23 protein-coding genes are annotated in these 23,397 nt (G+C 71.5%); 9 read left to right on the forward strand and 14 right to left on the reverse strand.

Features of this window, described 5'->3' with window-relative positions; translation table 11 throughout:
- Positions 1–18: 18 nt before the first annotated feature.
- The 6 genes from ACZ4UB_RS01535 to ACZ4UB_RS01560 all read left to right on the forward strand — a co-directional run bounded on the left by ACZ4UB_RS01535 (position 19) and on the right by ACZ4UB_RS01560 (position 6,399).
- Complete coding sequence (locus ACZ4UB_RS01535) at positions 19–783, forward strand: hypothetical protein (RefSeq protein WP_468067518.1); 765 nt, start codon at positions 19–21, stop codon at positions 781–783.
- A gap of 218 nt (positions 784–1,001) precedes the next feature.
- The gene (locus ACZ4UB_RS01540) at positions 1,002–1,769 is read left to right on the forward strand and encodes a hypothetical protein (protein ID WP_468067519.1); all 768 of its coding nucleotides are present in this window, start codon (positions 1,002–1,004) and stop codon (positions 1,767–1,769) included.
- 192 nt (positions 1,770–1,961) lie between these two features.
- Positions 1,962–3,914 (forward strand): C1 family peptidase, encoded by a 1,953-nt coding sequence (locus ACZ4UB_RS01545; protein WP_468067520.1) that lies wholly within the window; start codon positions 1,962–1,964, stop codon positions 3,912–3,914.
- A gap of 28 nt (positions 3,915–3,942) precedes the next feature.
- Entirely contained in the window at positions 3,943–4,302 is a 360-nt protein-coding gene (locus ACZ4UB_RS01550) for a hypothetical protein (RefSeq protein ID WP_468067522.1), read from the forward strand.
- A 64-nt stretch (positions 4,303–4,366) separates the two neighbouring features.
- Positions 4,367–5,017, forward strand: coding sequence for a GntR family transcriptional regulator (locus ACZ4UB_RS01555; RefSeq protein WP_468067523.1), 651 nt, complete (start codon positions 4,367–4,369; stop codon positions 5,015–5,017).
- Positions 5,014–6,399 (forward strand): MFS transporter, encoded by a 1,386-nt coding sequence (locus ACZ4UB_RS01560; protein ID WP_468067524.1) that lies wholly within the window; start codon positions 5,014–5,016, stop codon positions 6,397–6,399. The genes ACZ4UB_RS01555 and ACZ4UB_RS01560 overlap by 4 nt, the downstream gene beginning before the upstream one ends.
- A 50-nt stretch (positions 6,400–6,449) precedes the next feature.
- Here ACZ4UB_RS01560 and ACZ4UB_RS01565 read toward each other — a convergent pair whose 3' ends face one another.
- On the reverse strand, positions 6,450–7,277 hold the full coding sequence (locus ACZ4UB_RS01565; protein WP_354378756.1) for a maleylpyruvate isomerase family mycothiol-dependent enzyme: 828 nt from the start codon (positions 7,275–7,277) through the stop codon (positions 6,450–6,452).
- A 159-nt stretch (positions 7,278–7,436) separates the two neighbouring features.
- Between ACZ4UB_RS01565 and ACZ4UB_RS01570 the strand changes: the two genes are divergently transcribed.
- The gene (locus tag ACZ4UB_RS01570; RefSeq protein WP_468067525.1) at positions 7,437–8,249 is read left to right on the forward strand and encodes a carbon-nitrogen family hydrolase; all 813 of its coding nucleotides are present in this window, start codon (positions 7,437–7,439) and stop codon (positions 8,247–8,249) included.
- 53 nt (positions 8,250–8,302) lie between these two features.
- Here ACZ4UB_RS01570 and ACZ4UB_RS01575 read toward each other — a convergent pair whose 3' ends face one another.
- Positions 8,303–8,875 carry an LURP-one-related/scramblase family protein gene (locus tag ACZ4UB_RS01575; protein ID WP_354378754.1) on the reverse strand — a complete coding sequence of 191 codons (573 nt, stop codon included), beginning with the start codon at positions 8,873–8,875 and terminating at the stop codon, positions 8,303–8,305.
- Between the two features lie 32 nt (positions 8,876–8,907).
- On the opposite strand from ACZ4UB_RS01575, the gene ACZ4UB_RS01580 reads away from it, so the two are divergent.
- Together ACZ4UB_RS01580 and ACZ4UB_RS01585 are read left to right on the forward strand one after the other, a co-directional pair.
- Positions 8,908–9,738 carry an ATP-grasp domain-containing protein gene (locus tag ACZ4UB_RS01580; protein WP_468067526.1) on the forward strand — a complete coding sequence of 277 codons (831 nt, stop codon included), beginning with the start codon at positions 8,908–8,910 and terminating at the stop codon, positions 9,736–9,738.
- 15 nt (positions 9,739–9,753) lie between these two features.
- Entirely contained in the window at positions 9,754–11,580 is a 1,827-nt protein-coding gene (locus ACZ4UB_RS01585) for an NHL domain-containing thioredoxin family protein (protein ID WP_468067527.1), read from the forward strand.
- 266 nt (positions 11,581–11,846) lie between these two features.
- On the opposite strand, the gene ACZ4UB_RS01590 is transcribed toward ACZ4UB_RS01585, so the two are convergent.
- From ACZ4UB_RS01590 to ACZ4UB_RS01645, 12 genes are all read right to left on the reverse strand, one after another.
- Entirely contained in the window at positions 11,847–13,139 is a 1,293-nt protein-coding gene (locus tag ACZ4UB_RS01590; RefSeq protein ID WP_468067528.1) for a M18 family aminopeptidase, read from the reverse strand.
- Between the two features lie 112 nt (positions 13,140–13,251).
- Entirely contained in the window at positions 13,252–13,980 is a 729-nt protein-coding gene (locus tag ACZ4UB_RS01595) for a hypothetical protein (protein WP_468067529.1), read from the reverse strand.
- A gap of 122 nt (positions 13,981–14,102) precedes the next feature.
- Positions 14,103–15,929, reverse strand: a complete 1,827-nt coding sequence (locus ACZ4UB_RS01600; RefSeq protein ID WP_468067531.1) for an acyl-CoA dehydrogenase — start codon at positions 15,927–15,929, stop codon at positions 14,103–14,105.
- 145 nt (positions 15,930–16,074) lie between these two features.
- Positions 16,075–16,617, reverse strand: coding sequence for a hypothetical protein (locus ACZ4UB_RS01605; RefSeq protein ID WP_468067532.1), 543 nt, complete (start codon positions 16,615–16,617; stop codon positions 16,075–16,077).
- Positions 16,614–18,677 (reverse strand): hypothetical protein, encoded by a 2,064-nt coding sequence (locus ACZ4UB_RS01610; protein ID WP_468067534.1) that lies wholly within the window; start codon positions 18,675–18,677, stop codon positions 16,614–16,616. The genes ACZ4UB_RS01605 and ACZ4UB_RS01610 overlap by 4 nt, the downstream gene beginning before the upstream one ends.
- Positions 18,677–19,120: a hypothetical protein gene (locus tag ACZ4UB_RS01615; protein WP_468067536.1), complete on the reverse strand. Its 444-nt coding sequence runs from the start codon at positions 19,118–19,120 to the stop codon at positions 18,677–18,679. Before ACZ4UB_RS01615 ends, ACZ4UB_RS01610 begins: the two co-directional genes overlap by 1 nt.
- Positions 19,121–19,215: 95 nt before the next feature.
- On the reverse strand, positions 19,216–19,728 hold the full coding sequence (locus tag ACZ4UB_RS01620) for a hypothetical protein (RefSeq protein ID WP_468067538.1): 513 nt from the start codon (positions 19,726–19,728) through the stop codon (positions 19,216–19,218).
- A gap of 30 nt (positions 19,729–19,758) precedes the next feature.
- Entirely contained in the window at positions 19,759–20,268 is a 510-nt protein-coding gene (locus ACZ4UB_RS01625) for a hypothetical protein (RefSeq protein ID WP_468067540.1), read from the reverse strand.
- Entirely contained in the window at positions 20,265–20,468 is a 204-nt protein-coding gene (locus tag ACZ4UB_RS01630; RefSeq protein ID WP_468067542.1) for a hypothetical protein, read from the reverse strand. Before ACZ4UB_RS01630 ends, ACZ4UB_RS01625 begins: the two co-directional genes overlap by 4 nt.
- A 292-nt stretch (positions 20,469–20,760) precedes the next feature.
- Complete coding sequence (locus ACZ4UB_RS01635; protein ID WP_468067544.1) at positions 20,761–22,533, reverse strand: alpha/beta hydrolase; 1,773 nt, start codon at positions 22,531–22,533, stop codon at positions 20,761–20,763.
- Between the two features lie 6 nt (positions 22,534–22,539).
- Positions 22,540–22,917, reverse strand: coding sequence for a hypothetical protein (locus ACZ4UB_RS01640; protein WP_468067545.1), 378 nt, complete (start codon positions 22,915–22,917; stop codon positions 22,540–22,542).
- Positions 22,918–23,047: 130 nt separating this feature from the next.
- The gene (locus ACZ4UB_RS01645; RefSeq protein ID WP_468067546.1) at positions 23,048–23,281 is read right to left on the reverse strand and encodes a hypothetical protein; all 234 of its coding nucleotides are present in this window, start codon (positions 23,279–23,281) and stop codon (positions 23,048–23,050) included.
- Positions 23,282–23,397: the final 116 nt, after the last annotated feature.

Here is a 23,397-nt window from a genome sequence, read left to right on the forward strand (position 1 = left end):
CGGGGAAGGGGGACCGGGGTGTCGATCGCCGAGTTGCAGGTGTACTCCGTGGAGGAGGCGGACGTGTCCGGTGGCGTGTGCGTCGTGCGCTGCGTGGGCGGGGTCGCGCGGGCCGGACAGGTCTACGCGGCCGGGGAATCGAGGCTGGGGCTGCGCGGGATCGAGCGGTACGGGCGCCCCGTGGACTCCTTCGCCGCGGGCCACGTGGCGAAGGTGCACCTGACCGGCGCCGTGGTCGCCCTGCTCACCCGGGGCCAGGTGCTGACCTCGGTGCCGCCCGACGGGCACGCCCTGGGCGAGCTGGAGGCCTGGCTGGCCACCGATCCGCCGCTGGAGGACGAGCCCAGGCCGCTGGAGCTGCGCGCGCTGGCCGTGGGCCGGGCGCGGGACGGCCGGCTGCCGGACGGGGTGCGGCTGCGCTGGGGCCGCGTGGCGGTGGCCGCGACCCGGCGCAAGGCCGCCCGGGAGGGGGAGGCGGCGCTGGTGGCCGCCGCCGAGGAGGCGGCCGTACGGGGCTACCTCATCCAGCAGTTCGGCCCCGGGCCCGGTGGGGACCCGGCGGAGCTCTGCCGGGACCTGCTGGCGCTGATCGACCTGACCCCCGGGGCGGCGGCCGGCGAGGCCCGCTCCTGGCGCGACCTGCCCAGGGCCCGCATCCTGCACCTGCGCCGGATCAAGAACCTGCTGCCGTGGCTGGAGCTGGTCCGGCCGCACCTCGCGCCGGACGACCCGCTGGGCGCGGCCGTGGACGCGTGGACGCGGGTCCGGCCGCGGCTTCCGTAGCCGGATCCCCGCGGGCGGCGCGCCCGCACCGGTTCACGAGGGTGCAGCACGCCCCGGGGGTGACGTCATCGCCGCTGGTCACAGAGGTGGGTGCGCCAGTTGCTCGGCGTGTCCCAGGGTGGGCCGCAGGGCGTCGAGTTGCGGGATCTGACGGGGTGTCCGTGAGTGGATCGCGGCGGTACGTCCCATGCCGTCATCGCGCCTGACAGGAGAGAACGTTGCGCCGTTTCACCCGCTACACCGTCCCCGCAGTCCTCTGCGTGTCCCTGCTGGCCGCGTCCCCCGGCCTCGCCGGGGCTGCCTCCCAGGACGCGCACAAGCCCATCGCCCCCGGCTCGTCCCGGGCCATCCCGGGGACGGACGCGCTGCAACAGCAGGTCGCGTCCCTCGGCGTGACCGGCGAGATCCTCAAGGCCGTCAGCGACCTGATCGCCGCCGTGCTCAAGGCCCCCGACGGGAAGATCCCCGAGGCGGACGCGGACAAGCTGAAGAAGGCGATCGAGGACGCCCTCGCCAAGCTGCCGAAGCCCCCGGCGGACCTCCCCAAGCCGCCGGTCGACCTCCCGAAGCCGCCGGTGGACCTCCCCAAGCCGCCGGTGGACGCGCCGAAGCTCCCCGTCGACGCGCCCAAGCTCCCGGTGGACGCGCCCAAGCTCCCCGTCGATGCCCCGAAGCTCCCCGTGGACGCGCCGAAGCTTCCGGTCGCGGCCGTCGCCGCGGGGGCGAAGGCGGGCCCGGTGGACCTGGTCGGCATCGCCGTGGAGAACCTCAAGAAGTCCGTCGACGGGCTGCTCAAGGCCTCGGGCCCCTGTGGCTGCTCGACCGACGCCACGGCCAAGTCCACCGACGTGGTGACGTCCCTGACCGCCCTGGTCGCGGCGCTCCTGACCGGCGGCGGACTTCCCCCGCTGCCGGTACCGGCCCCCGCCCTGCCCGTCCCGGCGCCGGCGCTGCCCGTACCGGCCCCGGCGCTGCCCGTCGAGTAGCCGCACCGCGCCCGCGTCCCCGCCCCGATGCCCGGTGGTGGGGGCGGGGCACGGGCGGTCCGCCCCCGCGGGGGCTCCGCGCACCGGTGCTCCCCCCGTGCCCCGGTGCCACCGCACGGACCCCCTTGACGGCGGTGCGCGCCGGATGGACGCTCCGGGACCTCGCATCCGTACGCATCTGGGGGGACCGGTATGCCGGAGCAGTCCGACCAGCACGACCAGAACGACCCGCACGACCGCAGCGACGGGGCCGACCCGCCCCGCACCGTCCGCGTCCAGCTCGCCGGGGAGCTGCGCGCCCAACTCGCCGGAGCCGGGGCCTCGTGGACGGTGAGCGAGCACCTCGCCGACCACCAGGCCGTTCCGCGGCCCTCGCTGGGTCTGGAGCCGGGGGCCAACCTCACGCCCGCCGCCGAGGCGGGCTCCGTGGACCTGCGGGCGCTCATCGGCCGCGAGAGCGCGAACCGCGACCTCACCCGGCGCCGCGCGGCGCACGGCCTGCTGCCGGGGACGGAGCCGCCGGTCGTCGGGGCCCGGCCGGCCGCCGTCGACTGGCGCAACCGCTGGGGCTGGCCCTGGATCACCAAGGTCAAGGACCAGAACCCGTGCGGCTCCTGCTGGGCGTTCGGCGCGACCGGGCTGGTCGAGTCGATGGCGCGGATCGAGCACGCGGTGTGGGCCGAGCGCTCCGAGGGGGACGTGCACGACGGCCTGAAGTTCAGCTGCGGTCAGGGCAGCAACCCGGAGACCGCGCTGGACTGGATCAAGGTCAACGGGGGCATCTGCGACCCGGACTGCTATCCGTACACGACCCCGCCGGCCTCCGTGCCCGCCGACCGCCGCGATGCCTGGCGGGCGGACTACACGCCCAGCTGGGACCGGTCCGGCCGGACCGTGCGGATCGCCGACTACGTCCGGCTCGGCGACGTGGAGCAGCAGAAGGTCTGGCTGGACACGGTCGGCCCGCTGACGGCCTGCTTCGACGTCTACGACGACTTCTTCGGGCTCGGCTCCGGCGTCTACCGGCGCACCAGCGAACACTACGCGGGCGGCCACTGCGTGCTGATCGTCGGCTACGACGACGCGGCCGGGTGCTGGCTCTTCAAGAACTCCTGGGGCACGGGCTACCACGTGGGGGGCTACGGGCGGATCGCCTACGGCGAGGTGAAGATCGACTACTGGGCCAAGTGCGGGCTGCGCGGCACCAACGTCGACCCGTGGACCAAGCGCCGCCTGCACACCGGGAACGTCTTCGAGAGCGGCAACGGACGCGCGCACCGCAACTTCGAGATGCTCGCGACGACCGGCGGCGGGCGGCTCCAGCACTGGTGGCGGGAGGGCGACGCACCCTTCCCGTGGGCCCGCGCCGCCGCCTTCGGCAGCGATGCCTCCGGGCTGCCCGCCTTCACGAGCACCACCTACAACCGGAACCTGGAATCGGTGCACGTCACCACGGGCGGGCGGCTGCACCACTGGTTCTACGACCAGTCCGGCGGCACCTGGCGCGACGCGGGCATCTTCGGCCCCTCCGACGCGGCGCCGGGCAGCACGCCGGCGTTCATCCAGAGCGACTACGGCAAGCCGGGCAACTTCGAGGTGGTCCTGCGCACCGCCGACGGACGCCTCAACCACTGGTGGCGGATCAACGGCTCGCCCTGGACCTGGAACGACGGCGGCCGCTTCGCCTCGGGCATCGCCCACTACGGGCCCGCCCTGGTCCAGACCCGCGGCCGCCATCTCGACCTGGTGGCCACCCGTACCGACGGCCGCATGCAGCTGTGGTGGCGCGACGACCCGAACGGCTTCGCCTGGCGCGCGGGCGAGCTCTTCGGCACCGGGATCACCTCCGCGCCCTGCCTGATCGAGGGCCAGTACGGAGCCGTCGACGAGGACACGGCCGGCAACTACGAGCTGTGCGTGGCGGCGGGCGGCCGGGTCGAGCACTGGTGGCGGGGGAACACGGCGGGCGCGGCCTGGAACCGCAGTGCGGTCTTCGGACACGACGCGCTCGCGGTCACCGGGATGCTGCAGGGCAGCTTCGGGTTCAATCTGGAGGTCATCGTCCTGCGCACCGACCGCCAGCTCCAGCACTACTGGCGCGACGGCGCGGGATGGCACGAGGGGCCGGTGATCGGGCCCGCCTGAGGTGCGGTGACGTGAGCGGAGGGGCCCGGTGGAGGTACGGACGGTGGCGCTCCGCGTCGGTGAGGCGTACGTCCTGCGCCTCACCGGGCGCGGGGCGCGCGGGTACGTGTGGACCTGGCAGGTGAGCGGGGACGCGGACGCGGTGGAGGTGGCCGAGGGGCCGCCCGGCGGCCGTGCGGAGCCCGGCGGCCCGCCGGAGCGGGAAGCGGCGCCGGTGGCGCCCGGCGCGCCGGTGGAGCGGACGTACGTCGTGCGCGGCCGGTGTCCCGGCGGGCGGGCCCGGATCCGCTTCGCCCAGATCCGGCCGCCCTACCCCGACGAGGCGCCGTACGACGAGTTCGTGCTGGAGGTCGAGGTCGGGCCCGCCGCCCCTTCCGCGGCGGGTTGAGCCGCCGGCGTCCACATCCCGGACGGGTGCCGACTTGCACCTGTGTTGTATCTATGCTGTGCGCATGCCATCCGCCACCCTCGCGCCCACGGCCGCCGAACGCGTCTACCAGCACGTCAAGAACGGCGTGCTCGACCGCCACTACGAAGGCGGGACCCTGCTCACCGAGGGCGAGCTCGCCGACGCGGTGGGGGTCTCGCGCACGCCCGTGCGCGAGGCGCTGCTGCGCCTGGAGACGGAAGGGCTGATCAAGCTCTACCCGAAGAAGGGCGCGCTGGTCCTGGCCGTCTCCGCGCAGGAGATCGCCGACGTCGTCGAGACCCGGCTGCTCGTCGAGGAGTTCACCGTCCGGCGGGCCGTACCGGCGGCGCCCGCCCTGCTGGAGCGGCTCGCGGAGCTGATCGACGAGCAGCGCCGGCACGCCGCGAGCGGCGACTTGAGCGCGCTGATCGTCGCCGACCGCTGCTTCCACGCCGAGATCGTCCGCAGCGCCGGCAACCAGATCCTGTCCCGGCTCTACGACCAGCTGCGCGACCGGCAGCTGCGGATGGGCGCCCGGCTGCTGCACGCGCACCCCGAGCGGATCGCGAAGACCCTCGCCGAGCACACGGAGATCCTGGACGCGCTGCGCGCCGGGGACGGCGAGGGCGCGGCCGTGGCGGTGCGCGGGCACGTCGGACGGGTCGCGGCCCTGGTCCGGGGTGACGCGCGATGAGCGCCTCCCCCTCCGCCTCCCCCTCCGCCGCCGTCCCCGTCCCGGCGCCGGCTCCCGCCGCCGTGGCGCCCGCGCCCCACCCGCCGAAGGACCCGCTGGGCGGCCGGCGGGCCGTCTTCGTCTGGTCCATCGGCGTCGCCGTCTACTTCGTCGCCGTCATCTTCCGCACCAGCCTGGGCGTCGCGGGCCTGGACGCCGCCGACCGCTTCCACGTGAGCGCCTCGGCCCTGTCCACCTTCTCGCTGCTCCAACTGCTCGTCTACGCGGGGATGCAGATACCCGTCGGCCTGATGGTGGACCGGCTCGGCACGAAGAAGGTGCTCACGCTCGGCGCGGTGCTCTTCACGGCCGGCCAGATCGGCTTCGCGCTCTCCCCGTCCTACGGGACGGCGCTGGCCGCGCGCGCCCTGCTGGGCTGCGGCGACGCCATGACCTTCATCTCGGTGCTGCGGCTGGGCACCCGCTGGTTCCCCGCCCGGCAGGCGCCGCTGATGGCGCAGCTGGCCGGGCTGGTGGGCATGGCGGGCAACCTCGTCTCCACGCTGGTGCTGGCGCCCGTACTGCACGGGGTGGGCTGGGTGCCGGCCTTCGCGGGCAGCGCGGTGGCGGGGCTCGTGGTGCTGGTGCCGCTGCTGCTGTTCCTGCGCGACCACCCCGAGGGGCACGCGCCGGCGCCGGTGGCGCGGGGCGAAGGGGGCTACGTACGGCGCCAGATCGCCGAATCCTGGCGCGAGCCCGGGACCCGGCTCGGGCTGTGGGTGCACTTCACGACGCAGTTCCCGGCGATGGTGTTCCTGCTGCTGTGGGGGATGCCGTTCCTGGTCGAGGCGCAGGGGCTGTCGCGCGGCGGGGCGGGCGGGCTGCTGACGCTGATCGTCGTCGCGAACATGGGCTTCGGGTTGTTCTACGGGCAGTTGGTGGGGCGTCGGCAGGCCGCGCGGATTCCGCTGGCGCTCGGCACGGTGGGGGTGACGGCGCTGATGTGGGGTGCGGTGCTGGTGTACCCGGGGGAGCGGGCGCCGATGTGGCTGCTGGTCGCGCTGTGCGTGGTGCTGGGGACGTGCGGGCCGGCGTCGATGATCGGCTTCGACTTCGCGCGGCCGGCGAATCCGCCGGCGCGGCAGGGGACGGCGTCCGGGATCACGAACATGGGCGGGTTCATCGCCTCGATGACGACGTTGCTGGCGGTGGGGGTGCTGTTGGACGCGACCGGGGACGACTATCGGGTCGCGTTCTCCTCGGTCTTCGTGCTGGAGGTGTTGGGGGTCTCGCAGATCCTGCGGTTGCGGGGGCGGGCCTTGCGCAGGGAGCGGGAGGGGGCCGCCGGGCCGCCGCGGGTGGGGGCCGGCCCGGCGGTGCCCTCAAGCGCCGGGCCGGCTTGAGGTGCCTCCGGCGGCGCCTCAATCGCCGGCGGGGCTGGATTTGGTCGGCCTTATGGCGTGACTGCGAAGTGGGAGAGGATCGCTTCTGCCAGGTCGGGGTCGCCTTCGACCTTTACGCGGTCCGCCAGGGTGTGCCAGCGGCCGCGGCCCGCGGCGAGGCGGACGTAGGTCTGCCAGTCCATCGCCAGGGTCACCGCGGGGCCCAGGGACGGCGCGTTGTCCATCGTGCCGCGGCCCTCGGCGTCGATCCGGACCGTCCGCATGAACTCCAGGGTCCCGTGCACGTCCAGCACCACCGCCGAGCCCGCCGGGGCGCCCGCGTGCTTCGCGACGACCTTCGGGAGCCCCGCCAGCAGCATGTCCCGGGCCACGAAGGCGCCGGGGGAGTCCCAGTTCCCCGGGACGCCCAGCGCGGCCCGCAGGTCCTGCTCGTGGATCCACACGTCGAAGGCCCGCAGCCGCAGCGCCAGCTCCAGGGTCACCTGCTCGCCCAGCGGTCCGCGCACCATCGTGGTGGCCGGGTCCCGCTTCTCGTTGCGCAGCTGCCGCATCCGCCGGATGACGGTGTACTCCAGCTCCGAGGTCATCTCGGGGGCGGTGTGGTGGCGCCGGACGTCCACCTGGACCTCCATGTACCGGGTGAACTCGTCCACCACGTGGAGGAGGTCCCGGGGGAGGGTGTGGATGGGGCGGGGGTCGCCGAGCTGCTCGCACTCGATGCCGATGATGTGTGACACGACGTCACGGACCGACCAGTTGGGGCAGGGGGTCGCCCGGTTCCATTCGGCCTCCGCCAAGGGGAGGACCAGTTCGGATATCGCCTCGATGGAGTGGGTCCACGCATCGACATAGGGCTGAAGGCTGGGATGGACGGTCAACGGGACCCCTCGCGTGCTGTTCAGTGGCGCGTTGTGGACGGTTGGACTGGCGGGCGGCGGCCTTGTCAAAGTTACGCTGCGGTTGAGCACCCCGGCAGTGCTTTCGTGTGACGATCGTAGGCCCCGAGTTGACGGCTTCCATGCCAGAACGGTGGTAGTGTGCGCGCCTCCCTGATCCAAATCGCGGTGAACGAGGGCGAGTCGGTGGTTTCCCGACGTGCCCGGGTGGCGGACCTGGTCCGCGAACAGAGCGGCTCCGATCTGGTGGTGCTGCCGGAACTGTGGGGCGTGGGCGCCTTCTCCTACGAGCAGTTCGAGACGGAGGCGGAGCCGCTGGACGGGCCCACCTTCGAGGTGATGTCGAAGGCGGCGCGAGACGCCGGGGTCTGGTTGCACGCCGGTTCGGTCGTGGAACGCTCCGGTGACGGCTCCCTCTACAACACCACCCTCGTGCTGTCCCCCGAGGGCGAGCTGGCGGCCACGTACCGCAAGATCCACCGCTTCGGCTTCGACCAGGGCGAGGCCGTGCTGATGGCGGCGGGCGGCTCGCTGACGACGGTCACCCTGCCGCAGACCGTCCTCGGCCTCGCCACCTGCTACGACCTGCGCTTCCCGGAGCTCTTCCGCGGGCTGGTCGACGCGGGCGCGCAGACCCTGGTGGTGGCCGCGGGCTGGCCCGCGCGCCGCCGCGCGCACTGGACCCTGCTGAACCGGGCGCGCGCCGTCGAGGACCAGGCGTACGTCCTCGCCTGCTGCACCGCCGGGACGCACGCCGGGGTCGAGCAGGCGGGACACAGCCTGGTGGTGGACCCGTGGGGCGAGGTGATCGCCGAGGCGGGCCCGGGCGAGGAGGTGCTGACCGTGGACCTGGACCCGGCCACGGTGGCGCAGACCCGGGAGCAGTTCCCGGCCCTGAAGGACCGGATGCTCGGCATCCGCCCCCCGGCCCGCGGCACCTGGGCCACCTCCTGACGCGGTGACGCCCGCACCGGCCGTCGCGCCCCCGCGGGGCCCGCGGCCGGTGCTCAGCCGCCGCCCCGGCGGCGTTCGTCGTCCCGTGCTTCCTCCCGCTCCTCCCGCTCTTCCCGGTCCGCCCGGTCCTCGGCCCGCTCCTCGCGCTCCTTCTCCGCCATCCTGATCACGCACACCGCCACCGCCAGCAGCAGTGCCGCGTCCGCCTCCTCCCGGATCACGTCCACGGCGTACGTCTCGCGGACCCGGTACCACTGGCGGGAGATCAGCGACAGCAGCTCGCCCTCGTACTCGACCTTGAACTCGCGGTCCAGGATCCGCCCGCTGACGTCGAGGACGGTCCCCTCGGACAGGGTCACGCGATAGTGGTTGCGCAGCAGCGAGAGCCGCTTCTTGCGAATGACGGCGAGCTGCTCGCCGTCCCGCTCCAGGGTCATCGCGTCGCGGAAGCTGAACATCTTCTCGCGCAGCGTGATCAGGATCCGGCCGTCCGGGTCCTTCAGCTCCAGGGTGTCGCGGACGCGCAGCGCCTTGCCGTCGACCAGGTAGGCGTGGCGGCCCGCCTCGTCCTCGACCCAGTAGTCGTCGCCGATGGCCAGCACTTTGTCCCGAACGAGGTATTTCATGCCGTCATCGCTGCCCGCGATAGGTTGCCGCCATGCCTCTCCTCTACGTGACCGACCTGGCCTACCCGGCGCGCGGCCGCCGCTACGGCGACGAGGACGTCCTCCTCACCTCGCGGCTGCGCGAGGAGTTCCCGCTGGCCCTGTGCCACCCGCTCGACGCGCGGGCCCTGATGCCCGGCTTCGACGCGGTGATCGTCCGCAACAGCGGGCCCGTCCTGCACCACCAGGAGGCCTACGACGCCTTCCGCGCCCACGCCCTGGCCACCGGGGCCCGGGTCTACAACCCGCTCACCGGCCGCGCCGACATGGCCGGCAAGCAGTACCTGCTGGACCTCACCAGGTCGGGCCATCCGGTGATACCCACCGTCGACGACCCCGCCGACCTGCACCTCCTGCCGCCGGTGGCCGAGTACGCCGTGAAGCCCCGCCAGGGCGCCGACTCGATCGGCCTGGCCTTCACCGCCGACCCGGCCGCGCACCTCGCGCACCTGGCGAGCCCGGGGGGCGCCCCCGGCCCGTTCCTGATCCAGCCCCGGATCGACTTCGTCCACGAGGTGTCCTTCTACTTCGTCGACGACGCCTTCCAGTACGCCCTGTACGCGCCCGACCCGGCCCGCCGCTGGGACCTGGAGCCCTACGACCCGAGCCCCGCGGACCTCGACTTCGCCCGCACCTTCATCGGCTGGAACACCCTGACCCACGGGATCCAGCGGGTCGACGCCTGCCTCGCCCCGTCCGGCGAACTCCTGCTGGTCGAGCTGGAGGACCTCAACCCCTACCTGTCCCTGGAGCTGCTCCCGGAGCCCGTCCGTGACGCCTTCGTGAACGCCCTGGTGGCCTCCCTGCGGTCCTTCCTGGGCTGATGGCACCCTTGACGCATGAATCCTGCCGCGTCCGCACCCCGTCGCGCCCGAGTCCGTGCCCCCGAGCTGATCGGCAAGGGCGGCTGGCTCAACACCGGTGACACCTCCTACACCCTCGCCGACCTGCGAGGACGGATCGTCATCCTCGATTTCTGGACCTTCTGCTGCATCAACTGCCTGCACGTCCTCGACGAGCTGCGGGAGCTGGAGGAGAAGCACCGGGACACCGTCGTGATCATCGGCGTGCACTCGCCGAAGTTCGTGCACGAGGCCGAGCACCAGGCCGTCGTCGATGCCGTCGAGCGCTACGAGGTCCACCACCCGGTCCTCGACGACCCCGAGCTGGCCACATGGAAGCAGTACGCCGTACGCGCCTGGCCCACGCTCGTGGTGATCGACCCCGAGGGCTACATCGTGGCCCAGCACGCCGGCGAGGGGCACGCGCACGCCATCGCGCGGCTCGTCGAGGAGCTGGAGGCGGAGCACGCGGCGAAGAGCACCCTGCGGCGCGGGGACGGGCCGTACGTGGCGCCGGCGCCGGTCGCGACCGACCTGCGCTTCCCCGGCAAGGCGCTCGTGCTGCCCTCCGGGAACGTCCTGGTGTCCGACTCGACCCGGCACCAGCTCGTGGAGCTGGCCGCCGACGGCGAGAGCGTGGTGCGGCGGATCGGCAACGGGGAGCGCGGCTTCGGTCCCGACTCCTTCAGCGAGCCGCAGGGCCTGGCGCTGCTGCCCGACGGCCGGGTCGTGGTCGCGGACACCGTCAACCACGCGCTGCGCGTCCTCGACCCGGCCACCGGTGTCGTGGAGACCGTCGCCGGTACGGGCCGCCAGTGGTGGCAGGGCTCGCCGACGGCCGGGCCCGCGCGCGAGGTGGACCTGTCCTCGCCGTGGGACGTGGCCTGGTGGCGGGGCCGGGTGTGGATCGCCATGGCCGGCGTGCACCAGCTTTGGACCTGGGACCCGGAGAGCGACACCGTCGCGGTGGCGGCCGGTACCACCAACGAGGGGCTGGTCGACGGGCCGGCCGCGGAGGCCTGGTTCGCGCAGCCCTCCGGGCTCGCGGCGGCCGGGGACCGACTGTGGATCGCCGACTCGGAGACCAGCGCGCTGCGCTGGGTCGAGCCGGTCGAGGGCGAGGGGGACGCGTACGCGATCCGGACCGCCGTCGGGAGCGGCCTGTTCGACTTCGGCCACCGGGATGGCGCGGCGGACCAGGCGCTGCTCCAGCACCCGCTCGGGGTGACCGTGCTGCCGGACGGCTCGGTCGCGGTCTGCGACACGTACAACCACGCCCTGCGCCGCTACGACCCCGTGACCGGGGAGGTCAGCACGCTGGCGACCGACCTGCGCGAGCCCAGCGACGCGGTGCTGGTCGGCGAGGACATCCTGGTCGTGGAGTCGGCGCGGCACCGGCTGACCCGGCTGCGGCTGCCGGAGGAGGCCGTCCGCGTCGAGTCGGTCGCCCACCGCACGCAGCGTGCGGCCACCGAGGTCGCGCCGGGCACGCTCCGGTTGGACGTGGTCTTCCGGGCGCCGACCGGGCAGAAGCTGGACGACCGGTACGGGCCCTCCACGCGGCTCCAGGTCTCCTCGACCCCGCCGGAGCTGCTGGCCGGTGGGGCGGGCCAGGGGACGGACCTCTTCCGGGAGCTGGTGCTCGCGGAGGGGGTCACCGAGGGGGTGCTGCACGTCTCGGCGATGGCGGCCTCCTGTGACGACGATCCGGAGAACGAGTACCCCGCCTGCCACATGCACCAGCAGGACTGGGGCGTTCCGATCCGGGTCGCCCCGGGTGGCGTCGACCGCCTGCCGCTGGTCCTGGCCGGCCTGGACGGCTGAGCCCGGCCCGCTCCCGCCCGGCCGACCCTGGCCAAGTCAGCCCCGCCGGCGTTTGAGGCGCCCCCGGAGGGCAGAGCCAGCCGCAGGCGCCCATCGACCGGAACCACCTCCGGAGGTGGTGCGGCCCGGTGGGCGCCCCCAGCCGGGTTGGCCCTCCGGGGGCGCCTCAAACGCCGGCGAGGCTGACTTGGTCCGGCGGGGCTGAAACTGGCCCGGCGAGGCTGATTGGGTCCGGCGGGGCTGGGTCGGCCCCGCCGGGGGTCGGGTCAGCCCTCCAGGAAGGAGACCAGGGCGTTTGCCAGGAGGTACGGGTCGTCCGCGCCGCACAGTTCGCGGGCGCTGTGCATGGAGAGGATCGCGACGCCGATGTCGACGGTCTGGATGCCGTGGCGCGCGGCCGTGATCGGGCCGATCGTGGTGCCGCAGGGCATCGAGTTGTTGGAGACGAAGCTCTGCCACGGCACGCCCGCACGCTCGCACGCCGCCGCGAACACCGCGCGCCCGCTGCCGTCCGTCGCGTACCGCTGGTTGACGTTGACCTTGAGGATCGGGCCGCCGTTGGCGCGCGGGTGGTGCGTCGGGTCGTGCCGCTCGCCGTAGTTGGGGTGCACCGCGTGCCCGGTGTCGGAGGAGAGGCAGATGGTGCCCGCGAAGGAGCGCGCACGGTCCTCGTAGCTACCGCCGCGCGCGAAGACTGAACGTTCCAGCACATTGCCCAGGAGCGGCCCGTCCGCGCCCGTGTCCGACTGCGAGCCGTTCTCCTCGTGGTCGAAGGCGGCCAACACCGGGATGTGGTCCAGGTGTTCGGCGGTGGACACGGCGGCCAGCGCGGCGACGCCCGCGTGCACCGACAGCAGGTTGTCCATCCGCGGCCCGGCGAGCAGTTCTCGGTCACGGCCGAGGTAGGCCGGGGGCTCGATCGAGTGGACCATCAGGTCCCAGCCCGCCACCGCGCCCTGGGACAGGCCCTCTTCCTCCTCCAGGAAGGCGATCAGGTCGCCCTCGTGCGCTTCGCCCAGACCCCAGATCGGCTGCATGTGCCGCTGCTTGTCCAGCTTGAGGCCGTCGGAGTTGACGGACCGGTCCAGGTGCACGGCCAGCTGCGGCACGCGCAGCAGCGCGCGGTCGACGTTGACCAGCCGCTCGGTGCCGTCGCGCAGGGTCAGCCGACCCGCGAGGCCCAGGTCACGGTCCAGCCAGGTGTTGAGCAGGGTGCCGCCGTAGACCTCGACGGCGATCTGCCGCCACCCCTGTGACCCGGTGTCAGGAAGCGGCTTGACCCGGAGGTTGGGGGAGTCGGTGTGCGCGCCGATGATCCGGTACGGGGTGTGCGGGGTCGCGCTCTCGGGGACGTACCAGGCGATGAGCGCGCCGCCGCGCAGTACGAACTTGCCCCCCGCGCTCGAATCCCAGGCGTCCGTTTCCGACAGCTGCCTGAAGCCGGCCTTTTCCAGCCGCTCGCCCGCGTTGGCGACGGCGTGGTACGGCGAGGGGCTCGCCGCCAGGTAGGTCATCAGATCGTCGGTGTGGCCGCGGTCGAAGCGGGCGGGAGAGCTCATGTGGTTCACCTTAACGACGGTCGTGTTCGTCATGGCCGGGCTGGGGCGGATAGCCGACGGACAGCCGGAGGACGAGGGCGCGGTGGTGGTGTGAACTGCGATCCCGGTCGGCTCAGCCCGGCGGACGCTCGAAGCGGCGCTGCAGCTGCCTGCGCTCGCCCCGGCGGATGCGCGGGAGCATCTCGGGAGTCTGCGCGGAGCGCTGTGCGCGCCTCTTGCGTCCGGCGCAGAAGATACATGCCTCGCCGGGCGGAGCGTCGGGATCCATCGGCGCGCCGGGATGTTCGGCACATCCCGACGCGTTGCGCGGGCGGGACAGCTCGCGGGCCACGATGAAGGCCCGGTGCAGGTTGTCGGCGACCCGGACGAACTCGTCGTCGGGTGAGCCGATCGTCAGGTGGAAGCGGCATTCGTCGAGCGTACGGAGGTACATGCGGAGCTTCTCCAGCGTGTACGGGCCCTCCGGCACGGGATAGCCCAGGCGGCGCTGCTCGCCCGCCGGAGCCGGGGCGGGGGCCCCGCCGCGGCCGCGCAGGCCCATCCGGCGCCGGTCGTTGCACAGGAGGCAGCGGCCCCAGCCGTCGGGCGCCTCCGGGTCCAGGGCGCCGTTGGGGTGCTGGGGGCAGCCGGTGTAGCTCTTGGAGGGAGCCAGGGCCGAGGCGGTCTGGAAGGCGGTGTAGAGCGCGTCCGCGATGCCGTCGTACTCGGCGGGGTGCGCGCCCTCGTAGAGGTCCTGGACGCCGTCGCCGAGCGAGCCGAGTTTGGCGTGCAGCTCCTTGAGGGCGTACGGCCGCCCGGTCGGGACGGAGTACCCCCTGCTGTGCTGCTCCTGTGCGCTCATACCTACGAGCGTCCCACGAACCGCCGACAACCCGTGCACGCGGTCGGCCGGACCCCAGCTGAGCTGGGCGTCCGGCCGGCGCGCGTACACCGCGTACGTCGTGGGTTCCTGCGGAGCGGTGTCTAGAAGGCGGCCTCGTCGAGGTCCATCAGGGTGTTGTCGACGGCCTCGGCCAGCTGGCGCTGGACCGCGACGCCCGGCAGGACCTGACCGGCGAAGAACTTCGCCGCGGCGATCTTGCCCGTGTAGAAGGCGACGTCCTTGGCGGCGGCCGTCGGGAGCTTCTCGGCGGCCACGGCCGCGCCCTTGAGCAGCAGGTAGCCGACGATCACGTCGCCCGAGGCCATCAGCAGGCGGGTGGTGTTCTGGCCCACCTTGTAGATGTTCTTGACGTCCTCGCCGGTGGCGGTGAGGTCGGTGACCATCTGGCCGACGATGGCCTCCAGGTCCACGGCGGCCTTCGCCAGCGCGTCGCGGGCGCCGGCGAGCTCTTCGCCGCCGACGGCCTCGGCGAGGAACTTCTTGATCGTCTCGGTGAGGACGTTCAGCGAGGCGCCCTGGTCGCGGACGATCTTGCGGAAGAAGAAGTCCTGGCCCTGGATCGCCGTGGTGCCCTCGTAGAGGGTGTCGATCTTGGCGTCGCGGATGTACTGCTCGATCGGGTATTCCTGCAGGTAGCCGGAGCCGCCGAAGGTCTGCAGGGACTGGGCGAGCTGCTCGTAGGACTTCTCCGAGCCGTAGCCCTTCACGACCGGCAGGAGCAGGTCGTTCAGGCCGATGAGGGAGGAGGCGTCCTCGCCCGCGGCCTGCTTGACCTGGATCTCGTCCTGGACGGAGGCGGTGTAGAGCACCAGGGCGCGCATGCCCTCGGCGTACGCCTTCTGCGTCATGAGCGAGCGGCGCACGTCGGGGTGGTGCGTGATGGTGACCTTGGGCGCGGTCTTGTCCATGAAGTTCGCCAGGTCCGGACCCTGCACGCGCTCCTTGGCGTACTCCAGGGCGTTCAGGTAACCGGTGGAGAGGGTGGCGATGGCCTTCGTGCCGACCATCATCCGGGCGAACTCGATGATCATGAACATCTGGCGGATGCCGTCGTGCTTGTCGCCGATCAGCCAGCCCTTGGCGGGGTGCTGGTCGCCGAAGGTCATCTCGCAGGTGTTGGAGGCCTTGAGGCCCATCTTGTGCTCGACGTTCGTGGCGTAGACGCCGTTGCGCTCGCCCAGCTCGCCGGTCTCCCAGTCGAAGTGGAACTTCGGGACCAGGAAGAGCGACAGGCCCTTGGTGCCGGGGCCGTGGCCCTCGGGGCGCGCGAGGACGTAGTGGAGGATGTTCTCCTCCATGTCGTGCTCACCGGAGGTGATGAAGCGCTTGACGCCCTCGATGTGCCAGGAGCCGTCCGCCTGCTCGATCGCCTTGGTGCGGCCCGCGCCGACGTCCGAACCCGCGTCGGGCTCGGTGAGGACCATGGTGGAGCCCCAGCGCTTGTCGACCGCGATCTGGGCGACCTTCTTCTGCGCCTCGTTGCCCTCTTCGAAGAGGATGCCGGCGAACGCCGGGCCGGAGGAGTACATCCAGATGGCCGGGTTCGAGCCGAGCAGCAGCTCCGCGTAGCCCCAGATCAGGGAGCGGGGCGAGGTGGTGCCGCCGATCTCCTCGGGCAGGCCCAGGCGCCAGTACTCGGAGTCCATGAAGGCTTCGTAGCTCTTCTTGAAGGACGCCGGGACGGGCGCGGTGTTGGTGGCCGGGTCGAAGACCGGCGGGTTGCGGTCGGCGTCCGTGAAGGACTCGGCCAGCTCGTTCTCGGCGAGGCGGGCCAGCTCGGACAGGACGCTCTTGGCGGTCTCGGTGTCCATCTCCCCGAACGGGCCGGTGCCGTACAGCTTGTCGCGGCCGAGCACCTCGAACAGGTTGAACTCGATGTCGCGCAGATTCGACTTGTAGTGCCCCATGGCTACGGCTCCGTTTTAAGGATCGGGGAGAGAAGGTTCCTCGTACTTACCAATCGGTAATGTCATGATGCTACCCGCGGGTAATAAGAACAACCCTTGCTCGACGACTGTGACCAGCATCAAGCCAGAAACGCTGGAGAGCAGCTCAAGAGGGCCCGGGCGAGCAGCCCACCGCCTTCTGCGCGGCCGGAAGGTACGCCTCGATGACGGCGGCCAGCGCCTCGCGGCGCTTCGCGGTGTCGTCGGTCTCGCCCGGCGCGGACGCCTCGGCGATGAAGACGTGCGGGGCGCCCCGGTAGGTGCAGCGGGCCGTTGCCAGGGCCAGGGAGTCCGCGACCCAGGTCTCGCCGCCGGACCCGGAGGCGGTCTTCTCGGGGTGCCCGGCGCGGGTGACCTTCTCCTGGATGACCTTGGGCAGGTCCGCCACCTCGGTGCTCACGTCCGTCTTCAGCGAGAGCGCGGGCTTCTTGTCCACCGAGAGCGTGCAGCGCGCACTGCCCTGCCCGAGGTCCTTCGGCTCGACCCGCAGGGCGTCCCCGGCCGGCAGCAGGGGCTCCAGGACCGCGGCGCCCACACCGACCCCGCACGCGGAGTCCGGGACGGCGTACTCGCGGCCCTGGCCGCAGCCCGCCAGGGCGAGCAGCAGGCCGGCCGCGGCCAGCGTCGTCAGGCGGCGGCGGCGGCTCATCCGTTGCCCGCCAGTCCCGAGGCCCGCTGGTTGCCGTCGAAGGCGGCGCCGTTGATCTCGTGCGTCAGGGTGTAGCGGTTCTGGCCGGGGTGCGGGTTGCTCGCGGCCCACTCGTCGGCCAGCGCCTGGAGCTGGCGCTCGCGGACCGTGAAGGTCTCGCCGTTCTGCCGCGAGATCTCGGCGCTGATCCGGGCCTGCTCGTCGAGCTGCCACTGGTAGGCGAGCGCGTCGACGCCGCGCTGCGCGACGTCGCCGACGACCGGGATGAAGTTCACCGCCGAGCCGAAGCCGTGGTAGATCCACTTCGCGTCCCAGCTCGGGTCCTCCTTGTCCGTCTGGATCGCCTGGTACCGGGCCTCCTCCAGGAAGCCGACCGTGGCCCCGGCGCGCAGCAGCGTCTCCTTCTGGTCCGTGGGGACGCCCGTGTGGATGTCGTTGACCATCTCGCGGTTCATCGCCTCGTTGAGCATGCCGTAGGCGTTCTGGTCGCGGGAGACCTGCTTGCTGACCTCCAGCAGCTCCTTGCGGTCGAGGAGGCGGGGGTCGCCCGCGTCGTCCGCGAGCGTGCTGGCGGTGTGGTTGACCACGTCGCTGTGCCGGGACAGCACCTTGGCCATGTCGTCGCGCATCTCGGGCGGGAAGTCGTTCCCCGCCTGCGAGAGGTACGTCAGCGAGCGGTCCAGCACCTTGCGGTGCTCGGGGGAGAGGTCGACCTGGTGGGCGTTCGGGTCCAGCGGGTTCTGGCCGGTCGCCGCCGCGACCAGGGCGTTGCCGGTCGCCTCGCGGGAGGCGTTGCCGTCGTGGCTGTTGGTCGGGGTGTCGTCGAAGACGGGCCGGTCCTTGAGGACGTACTGCGCGTTGTCCGTCGGCTGCGTCGTGTTGAAGAACTCGGTCGCCGCGTTCGGGCTGTTGGCGAGGCCCGTCATGAAGCCGGTCATCGGGTCGCGGCCGAAGTCCTCGCCGATGAAGTTCATCTTGGGCATCGGCGGGAGCCCGCCGTTCCAGTAGTGGTCCGGCATCTTCATCTTCTTCTCGGTGGCCACCAGCGCGTTCCCGTAGTCGTTCAGGAAGCGGTTGTCCCAGTCGCCGTTCCGCATCAGGTTGCTCATCAGCTGGAAGCCGTAGACCCGCGTGCCGCGCGTCTGGACCATCTGGTCGCCCTGCCTGACCATCTCGTCCTCCCAGGCGCGCATGGCGGGGCTGTCGGACTGGGTGGCCCCGGCCAGCGTGAAGCTGAGGTTCTTCTGGAAGTCGCCGAGCTGGTCGAAGCGGGCGCGCTGGAGGGCGCCGCCGTCGGAGGGGTCCGAGAGGTCCGCCCAGAAGTCCAGCAGACCGCGCGGGCCGAGCGTGGTCGCGAACTCCTCCTGGAAGAGCCGGTCGTCCTTGTGGGCCGCGAGGTCCCTGTTGAGCTGGTCGAACTCCTCGGGCGTCAGGTCGTCGCCCTTCTTCTTGAGGAGGTTCGCGATCCGCTCCGCGTCCTTGATGGCCGCCGCGGCCACGTCCCGGTTGTAGTAGCTGGCGTCGGAGAAGCCGTACGGGTTCTGGCTCACCAGCATCGACAGCGCCTGCGCCGCCGTGGTGTCGCTCTCGGTGGCCCGTTGGAGGATCCCCTGGACCGTGTCGCGCAGCGCGATGGCGTCGGCCTCGGTGTGCTCGGGCACGGGGTGGCCCTTGGCGGCGCGGTCCGGGTGGATGTTCATGGTGACCGTGAAGCCGCCGTTGCCGGTGGAGACCACGGTCAGGTTCCGGGCCAGGGCCTGCTCGATGGTGGTGTTCAACTCGGTCTTGAAGCCGACCAGTTCGCCGTGGGTGTCGCTCAGGATGTTGCGGATGCTGTCCGCCTCGGTCGCGGCGTCCGCGAACTCCTTGGCGGTCTTGCCGATGAACTCCCGGGTCACGGTGGCGTTCACCCCGGCCCAGTTCGCCTTGGCGGCCTTCCCGCCCATGTCGGTGCGCGCGTCCTCGGACAGCCGCTGGAGCTTGGTGACCATCGCGGACCAGTCGCTCACGGCGGTGGCGAGCTTGCCGAAGTCCGCGAAGCGGAGTGCGTCGAGGTCCATCAGTGGTGCGCCCTTTCCTCGAAGCCCTTGTCGAGCTGTTCGTACTTGAGCTGCGTGGCGATCCAGTACTCGCCCTCGGCGTGCGCGTTCTGCGTGTAGTCGAGGTGGTTGGAGATGTGCGCGCACGCCTCCAACAGGGTGTTGACCTGGGCGTCCCACTTGTCGCCGACGGTGGACAGGGCGCCGCCGAGCGCGAAGTCCTTCTTCATGGCGCCGGCCGCCTCGTAGGTGCTGGCCTTGGCGTGGTCCCCGTCGGTGTCCAACCGCTGGCGCAGCTTGAAGGCCGCGTCCCCGACGGCCGCGAGGTCCTGCTGCGTGACGACGAGGTCCCCTTGGGGCGCCGGCCCGCCGCCCCCGTCATCGGGCACGTGGTTGAGGCGCATCCCCGCCTGCTTGTCGGCTACCGAGGCGCGCACCTGCGCCCACTCCTGGTCGAACGACATCGGATTCCCCCGTAGAACGTGACGCCACCGGATCGATCCCGGCCAGGCTAGTACGCGCCGCTGTGGGGTCCCAGGGGGCTTTCGTTCCAGTACTGCTACGTCCCGGGGGCGCTGCGGAAGCAGGTGGAGACGACGGTGACGGTGAGGACGGAGGTCTCGCCCCTGGCTCGTTCGTCGAGCAGTTGGATGCGCGCCGAGAGCTTTCCGTCGTCGGAATTCGCCCTGAGCGTCGGTGTCTTCGCCGGGCTACTGTCCGGCCCGTCCTCGACGACGGTCCAGCCGTTCGCCGGCAACGCCTTCCGCGCCCGGTCCATGGCCCGTTGCAGTTCCTCCACCGGGAGGTCGAACACGCTCCAAGGCTGATGGGCCTGATGGACGTTCTCTTCGGGGTCGTACCGGGAGCATTCCAACAGGGTGGCTCTGGCCCGGGTCGTCTTCCCCTGAACGGCCAGCAGATCCAGGATCTTGCTGGAGGCCCGCTCGGCATCCGCCTGCACGACCTTGGCGTCGAGCGTCTTCGCTTCGGGCCCGGTCGCCGTACCCGCGCAGCCCGTGAGGAGCGCGCAGGTCAGGAGTACGCGCCCGGCGAGGGCCAGTCCCTTGTGCAAGAGTCACCCCCTTGTGTCTTCTGCGGCGCTCTAGACCGCGGGCTCGCTGCGGAAGCAGGTGGAGACGACGGTGACGGTGAGGACCGAGGTCTTGCCGTCGGCGCGGTGGTCCATCAGTCGGAGCTTGACGGAGAACCGTCCGTCAGCGGAGTCGGCGACCAGGGTCGGGGCCTTCGCGGGACTGGTGTCCGGGCCGTCCTCGGTGACCTTCCAGTTGTTCCGGGGGAGCGTGGTCCGCATCCGGGCCATGGTCCCTTCCATGTCTTCCACGGGAACGTCGTACACGCTCCACGGGTGGTACGCCCGATTGACCTTCCCCGCGGGTTCGTAGCCTTCGCATTCGAGGAGATGGGAACTCCCCTGTGTCACTTTCCCCTTTACGTCCATGAGGTCCAGGATCTGACTGGAGGCCCGCTCGGTGGCCGCCTTCATTTCCTTTTCGTCGCGGACCTCGGCACTGGTGTAGCTGGTGGTCGAACATCCGGCCAGGAGCGCGCACCCCACGAGGAGGCGCCAGCTCAGCGTGATGCGTTGATTCAATTCTCGCCCTTGCTGCGGAAGCAGGTGGAGACGACGGTGACGGTGAGGACGGAGGTCTTGCCCCTGGCACGTTCGTCGTCCAGTTGGAGCTCGACGGAGAACTTCCCGTCGTCGGCGACCAGGGTCGGGGTCTTCGCGGGACTCGTGTCCGGGCCGTCCTCGGTGATCGTCCAACCGTTCTGTGGGAGTGCTGCCCGCATGCGGACCATCGTCTGTTCCATGTCCTCGACGGGGACGTCGTAAATGCTCCATGGGTGGTAGGCCCGATTCACGTTGCCGTCAGAGCCGTATCCCGAGCACTCCAGCAGATGTGCACGCCCCTTCGTGGCTTTCCCCTTGGTGTCCATCATGTCGAGAATCTGACTTGAGGCCCGCTCGGTCGCCTCTCGCACTTCCTTCTCGTTGCGCACTTCTACGTCAGATTGATTCATGCTGGAACATCCTGTGAGGAATGTGCCCGCCAATATGACGGACCCGGCCAAAATGAGTCGCTTATTCAAGAGTCACCTTGTGGTATTTTCCGGAAATGACCACGGCCTGGTTCTTCAGGCTGTCCGATCCGGGGTCCCAATACCCGCCGTGGTCCGGCGAGTCACTGTGCATGACGTTTCCTCCGAAACCTTCGTCGGTGGGAATCGTCCAGTGGTCGCCCAAGCCGAACGCCCTGCCGCCCTCGCGGACGACGGTGTCGTCGCTGCCACCCCCCATGGCCCACGCGTGGCCCGGCTTCAGGCCGAGGTCGGTGGCGCGGTCCACCTGCATGCCGGGGCTCCCGACGGCGATGATGTCGTCGGCCAGCGGGCCGTCCCGCCAGGTGCCGGACTGCGTCGCGACGCCGACCACCGTGCTGCCGTAGCTGTGCCCCATGACGGTGGTGTGGGATGCCGCGCCGGTCGATTCCTGATGGGCGGCTCGCTGCCCTTGCATGAACTGCTGCAACGTGGGGCCGCCGTCGTGCGCATACCCTCCGTCCGTTGCGTGGGGGATGTCGTCCGGGGCGTTGTAGTCGAACCACGTGATGGTGGATACCTTTGAGCCGGGCACCTCACGGCTGGCCGCGTCCCAAAGGACCTCGCTCCGGTGCAGGTCCTTGTCGATGTTCGGCAGCTTCGACTTCGTTCCGGGAACGTAGACCGAGGTGTGGTCCGCCGTGTCCGGGTTTCCGTTGGCGAGGATGACGCGGCCGTCGTCGAGGTCGGCGTTGAATTTCAGCAGGTACGCCTCGGGGAGGGAGCTGTCGGCCGGGCGGTTGAAGCGTCGCTCGATGGCCTGCATGCCGGCGAGTCGGCCCTCCAGCCTCGCGCGCTGTTCCCCGTAACCCTTGTCGGACCACGCCTGCCACGCCGGGTTGACCGTGTAGTCGCCCGAGCGGTTGACCGTGAACCGGGGTGAGGGCTCGGCGGGTATGGCCTTCAGGTCGGTTTCGTAGCGGGCCTTCGTCTCGGCGAGGACCATGCGGTTCGCGTCGTCGCGGACGGTGGCGGGGATGCCGTCGAGTCCGCCGATGGCGGCCGGGTACAACGTGGCGTACTCGTCGCGCTGTTCCTGGGTCAGGCCCTTCCACCACGCGGCGTTCTGTTCCGGGCTCTTGTCGGTGGGGATCTTGTCGGCGCCCGCGTACTTCCCGGCCGCCCGCTGGACGTCACGGGTGTCCTGGGCGGCGTCGAGGAGGTCCGACGCGTCGACCGTCAGGCCCGGCTTCGCCTTGAGCTTGCCGAGCGCCGAGGCGTAGCGGCCGTCGATCTCGGCGGCCTCGCACACGGCCGCCGCGATCTTCTCGGCTATCTCCTCGGCCTTGCCCTTGTTGGGGTCCGTGCCGCCTTCGCCCGCGCCGGGCCGCAGCGGCACCGGAGCGCCGGGCGTCGCCCGGCCGGCGCCCGACGACGGCACATGGACGAAGGACGGGGTGGCGGGGTACTCCACCGAGCCGTCGGGGTGGACGGTGAACCCCAGGCCCGCCGCGTCCTCCAGGGCCTGCTTGAGGTTGCGCTGCGGAGCGGCGAGTTCGGCCGCGAGTCCGTTCAGTGCCGTGCGGACGAGCCCGCATTCGCTGTGCAGGTACTGGTAGTTGCGGCTGAGGCCCTCCAGGTTCACGATGGCGCCGCTGGCGGCCATTCCGGCCTGGGTGCCGCGGATCTTGGCGAGGATCTGGTGGTCGACCCGGTCCTTGTCGGCGTTGGCGCGGGAGCTGACCTTGCCCCAGCCGTCCGCGGCGTCCTCGTACTCCGAAAGGTTCACGTCACGCAGTTGCTGCCAGCTGGGCACGACGCATCAACCCCGGTTCGCGGGCTGTGCGATGACGGCGCGGGAGAACGCCCGCTTCGTGGCGTCCTCGCGCTCGCCGAAGTCCCGGCCGGTGCTCTTGAGCGCGCCGTCCAGCCGTCCGCACTCGTCGCGGACGGCTCCGAGGCGGGCCGTCCACGTGCCGAGGATCCCGGTCAGGGCGGCGGTCGAGGCGAAGCCCTGCGTGGCGCCGGTGACGCCCTGACTCGCGGTCTCCAGGTCGGTGACGGCCGTCGCGGTGGAGGTGCGCAGCTCGCCCGCGGTGTTTCCGGCGCTGGTCCACGGCCCCTCGTCGGCCTTGAGGTCGGGGCCGGTGGCGCTGGCGCTGGCACCGGGCGAGGGGGTTCCGGCGGATGCGAGGCGCATCCCCGTACCGTCCTCGCCGAGCACTGCCCGCCACGTCGAACTGAGCGTCATCCGTCCCCCCGCTGCACACCGTTGACCCCTCCGTCCGAAGCTAACAACGGCACCAGGGGTCACACGTGAGTACGGGTACTCACTTCCGGGGGACGAACGGCCCCACCGCCGCCGTGCGCAGTACGTCGGCCAGCCGGTCCGCGGTGGCGACGTTGCAGTTGCCGAGGCTGATCAGCGGCGGGGTCAGGTAGACGCTGGCGAAGGTCGGCAGGTCGAGCCCGAGGGAGGGCAGCGTGATCCCGTGCGCGGTGAGTGCCTCCCGCAACCGGATCATGCTGGCGCGGGCGGTGTCGTCGCTGTCGTGGTCGCTCATGGGGACTCCTGTGGTGTACGGACTGTGATGAACCATTCACAGACTGATGCGTGCCGGCGTAGCGTTGGAAGGGTTTCTGGTTGCGCTGGGCAAGTGGCAAATGGCGGTGGTGGGTT

The sequence above is a fragment of the Streptomyces sp. NPDC028419 genome (genome assembly GCF_055565515.1).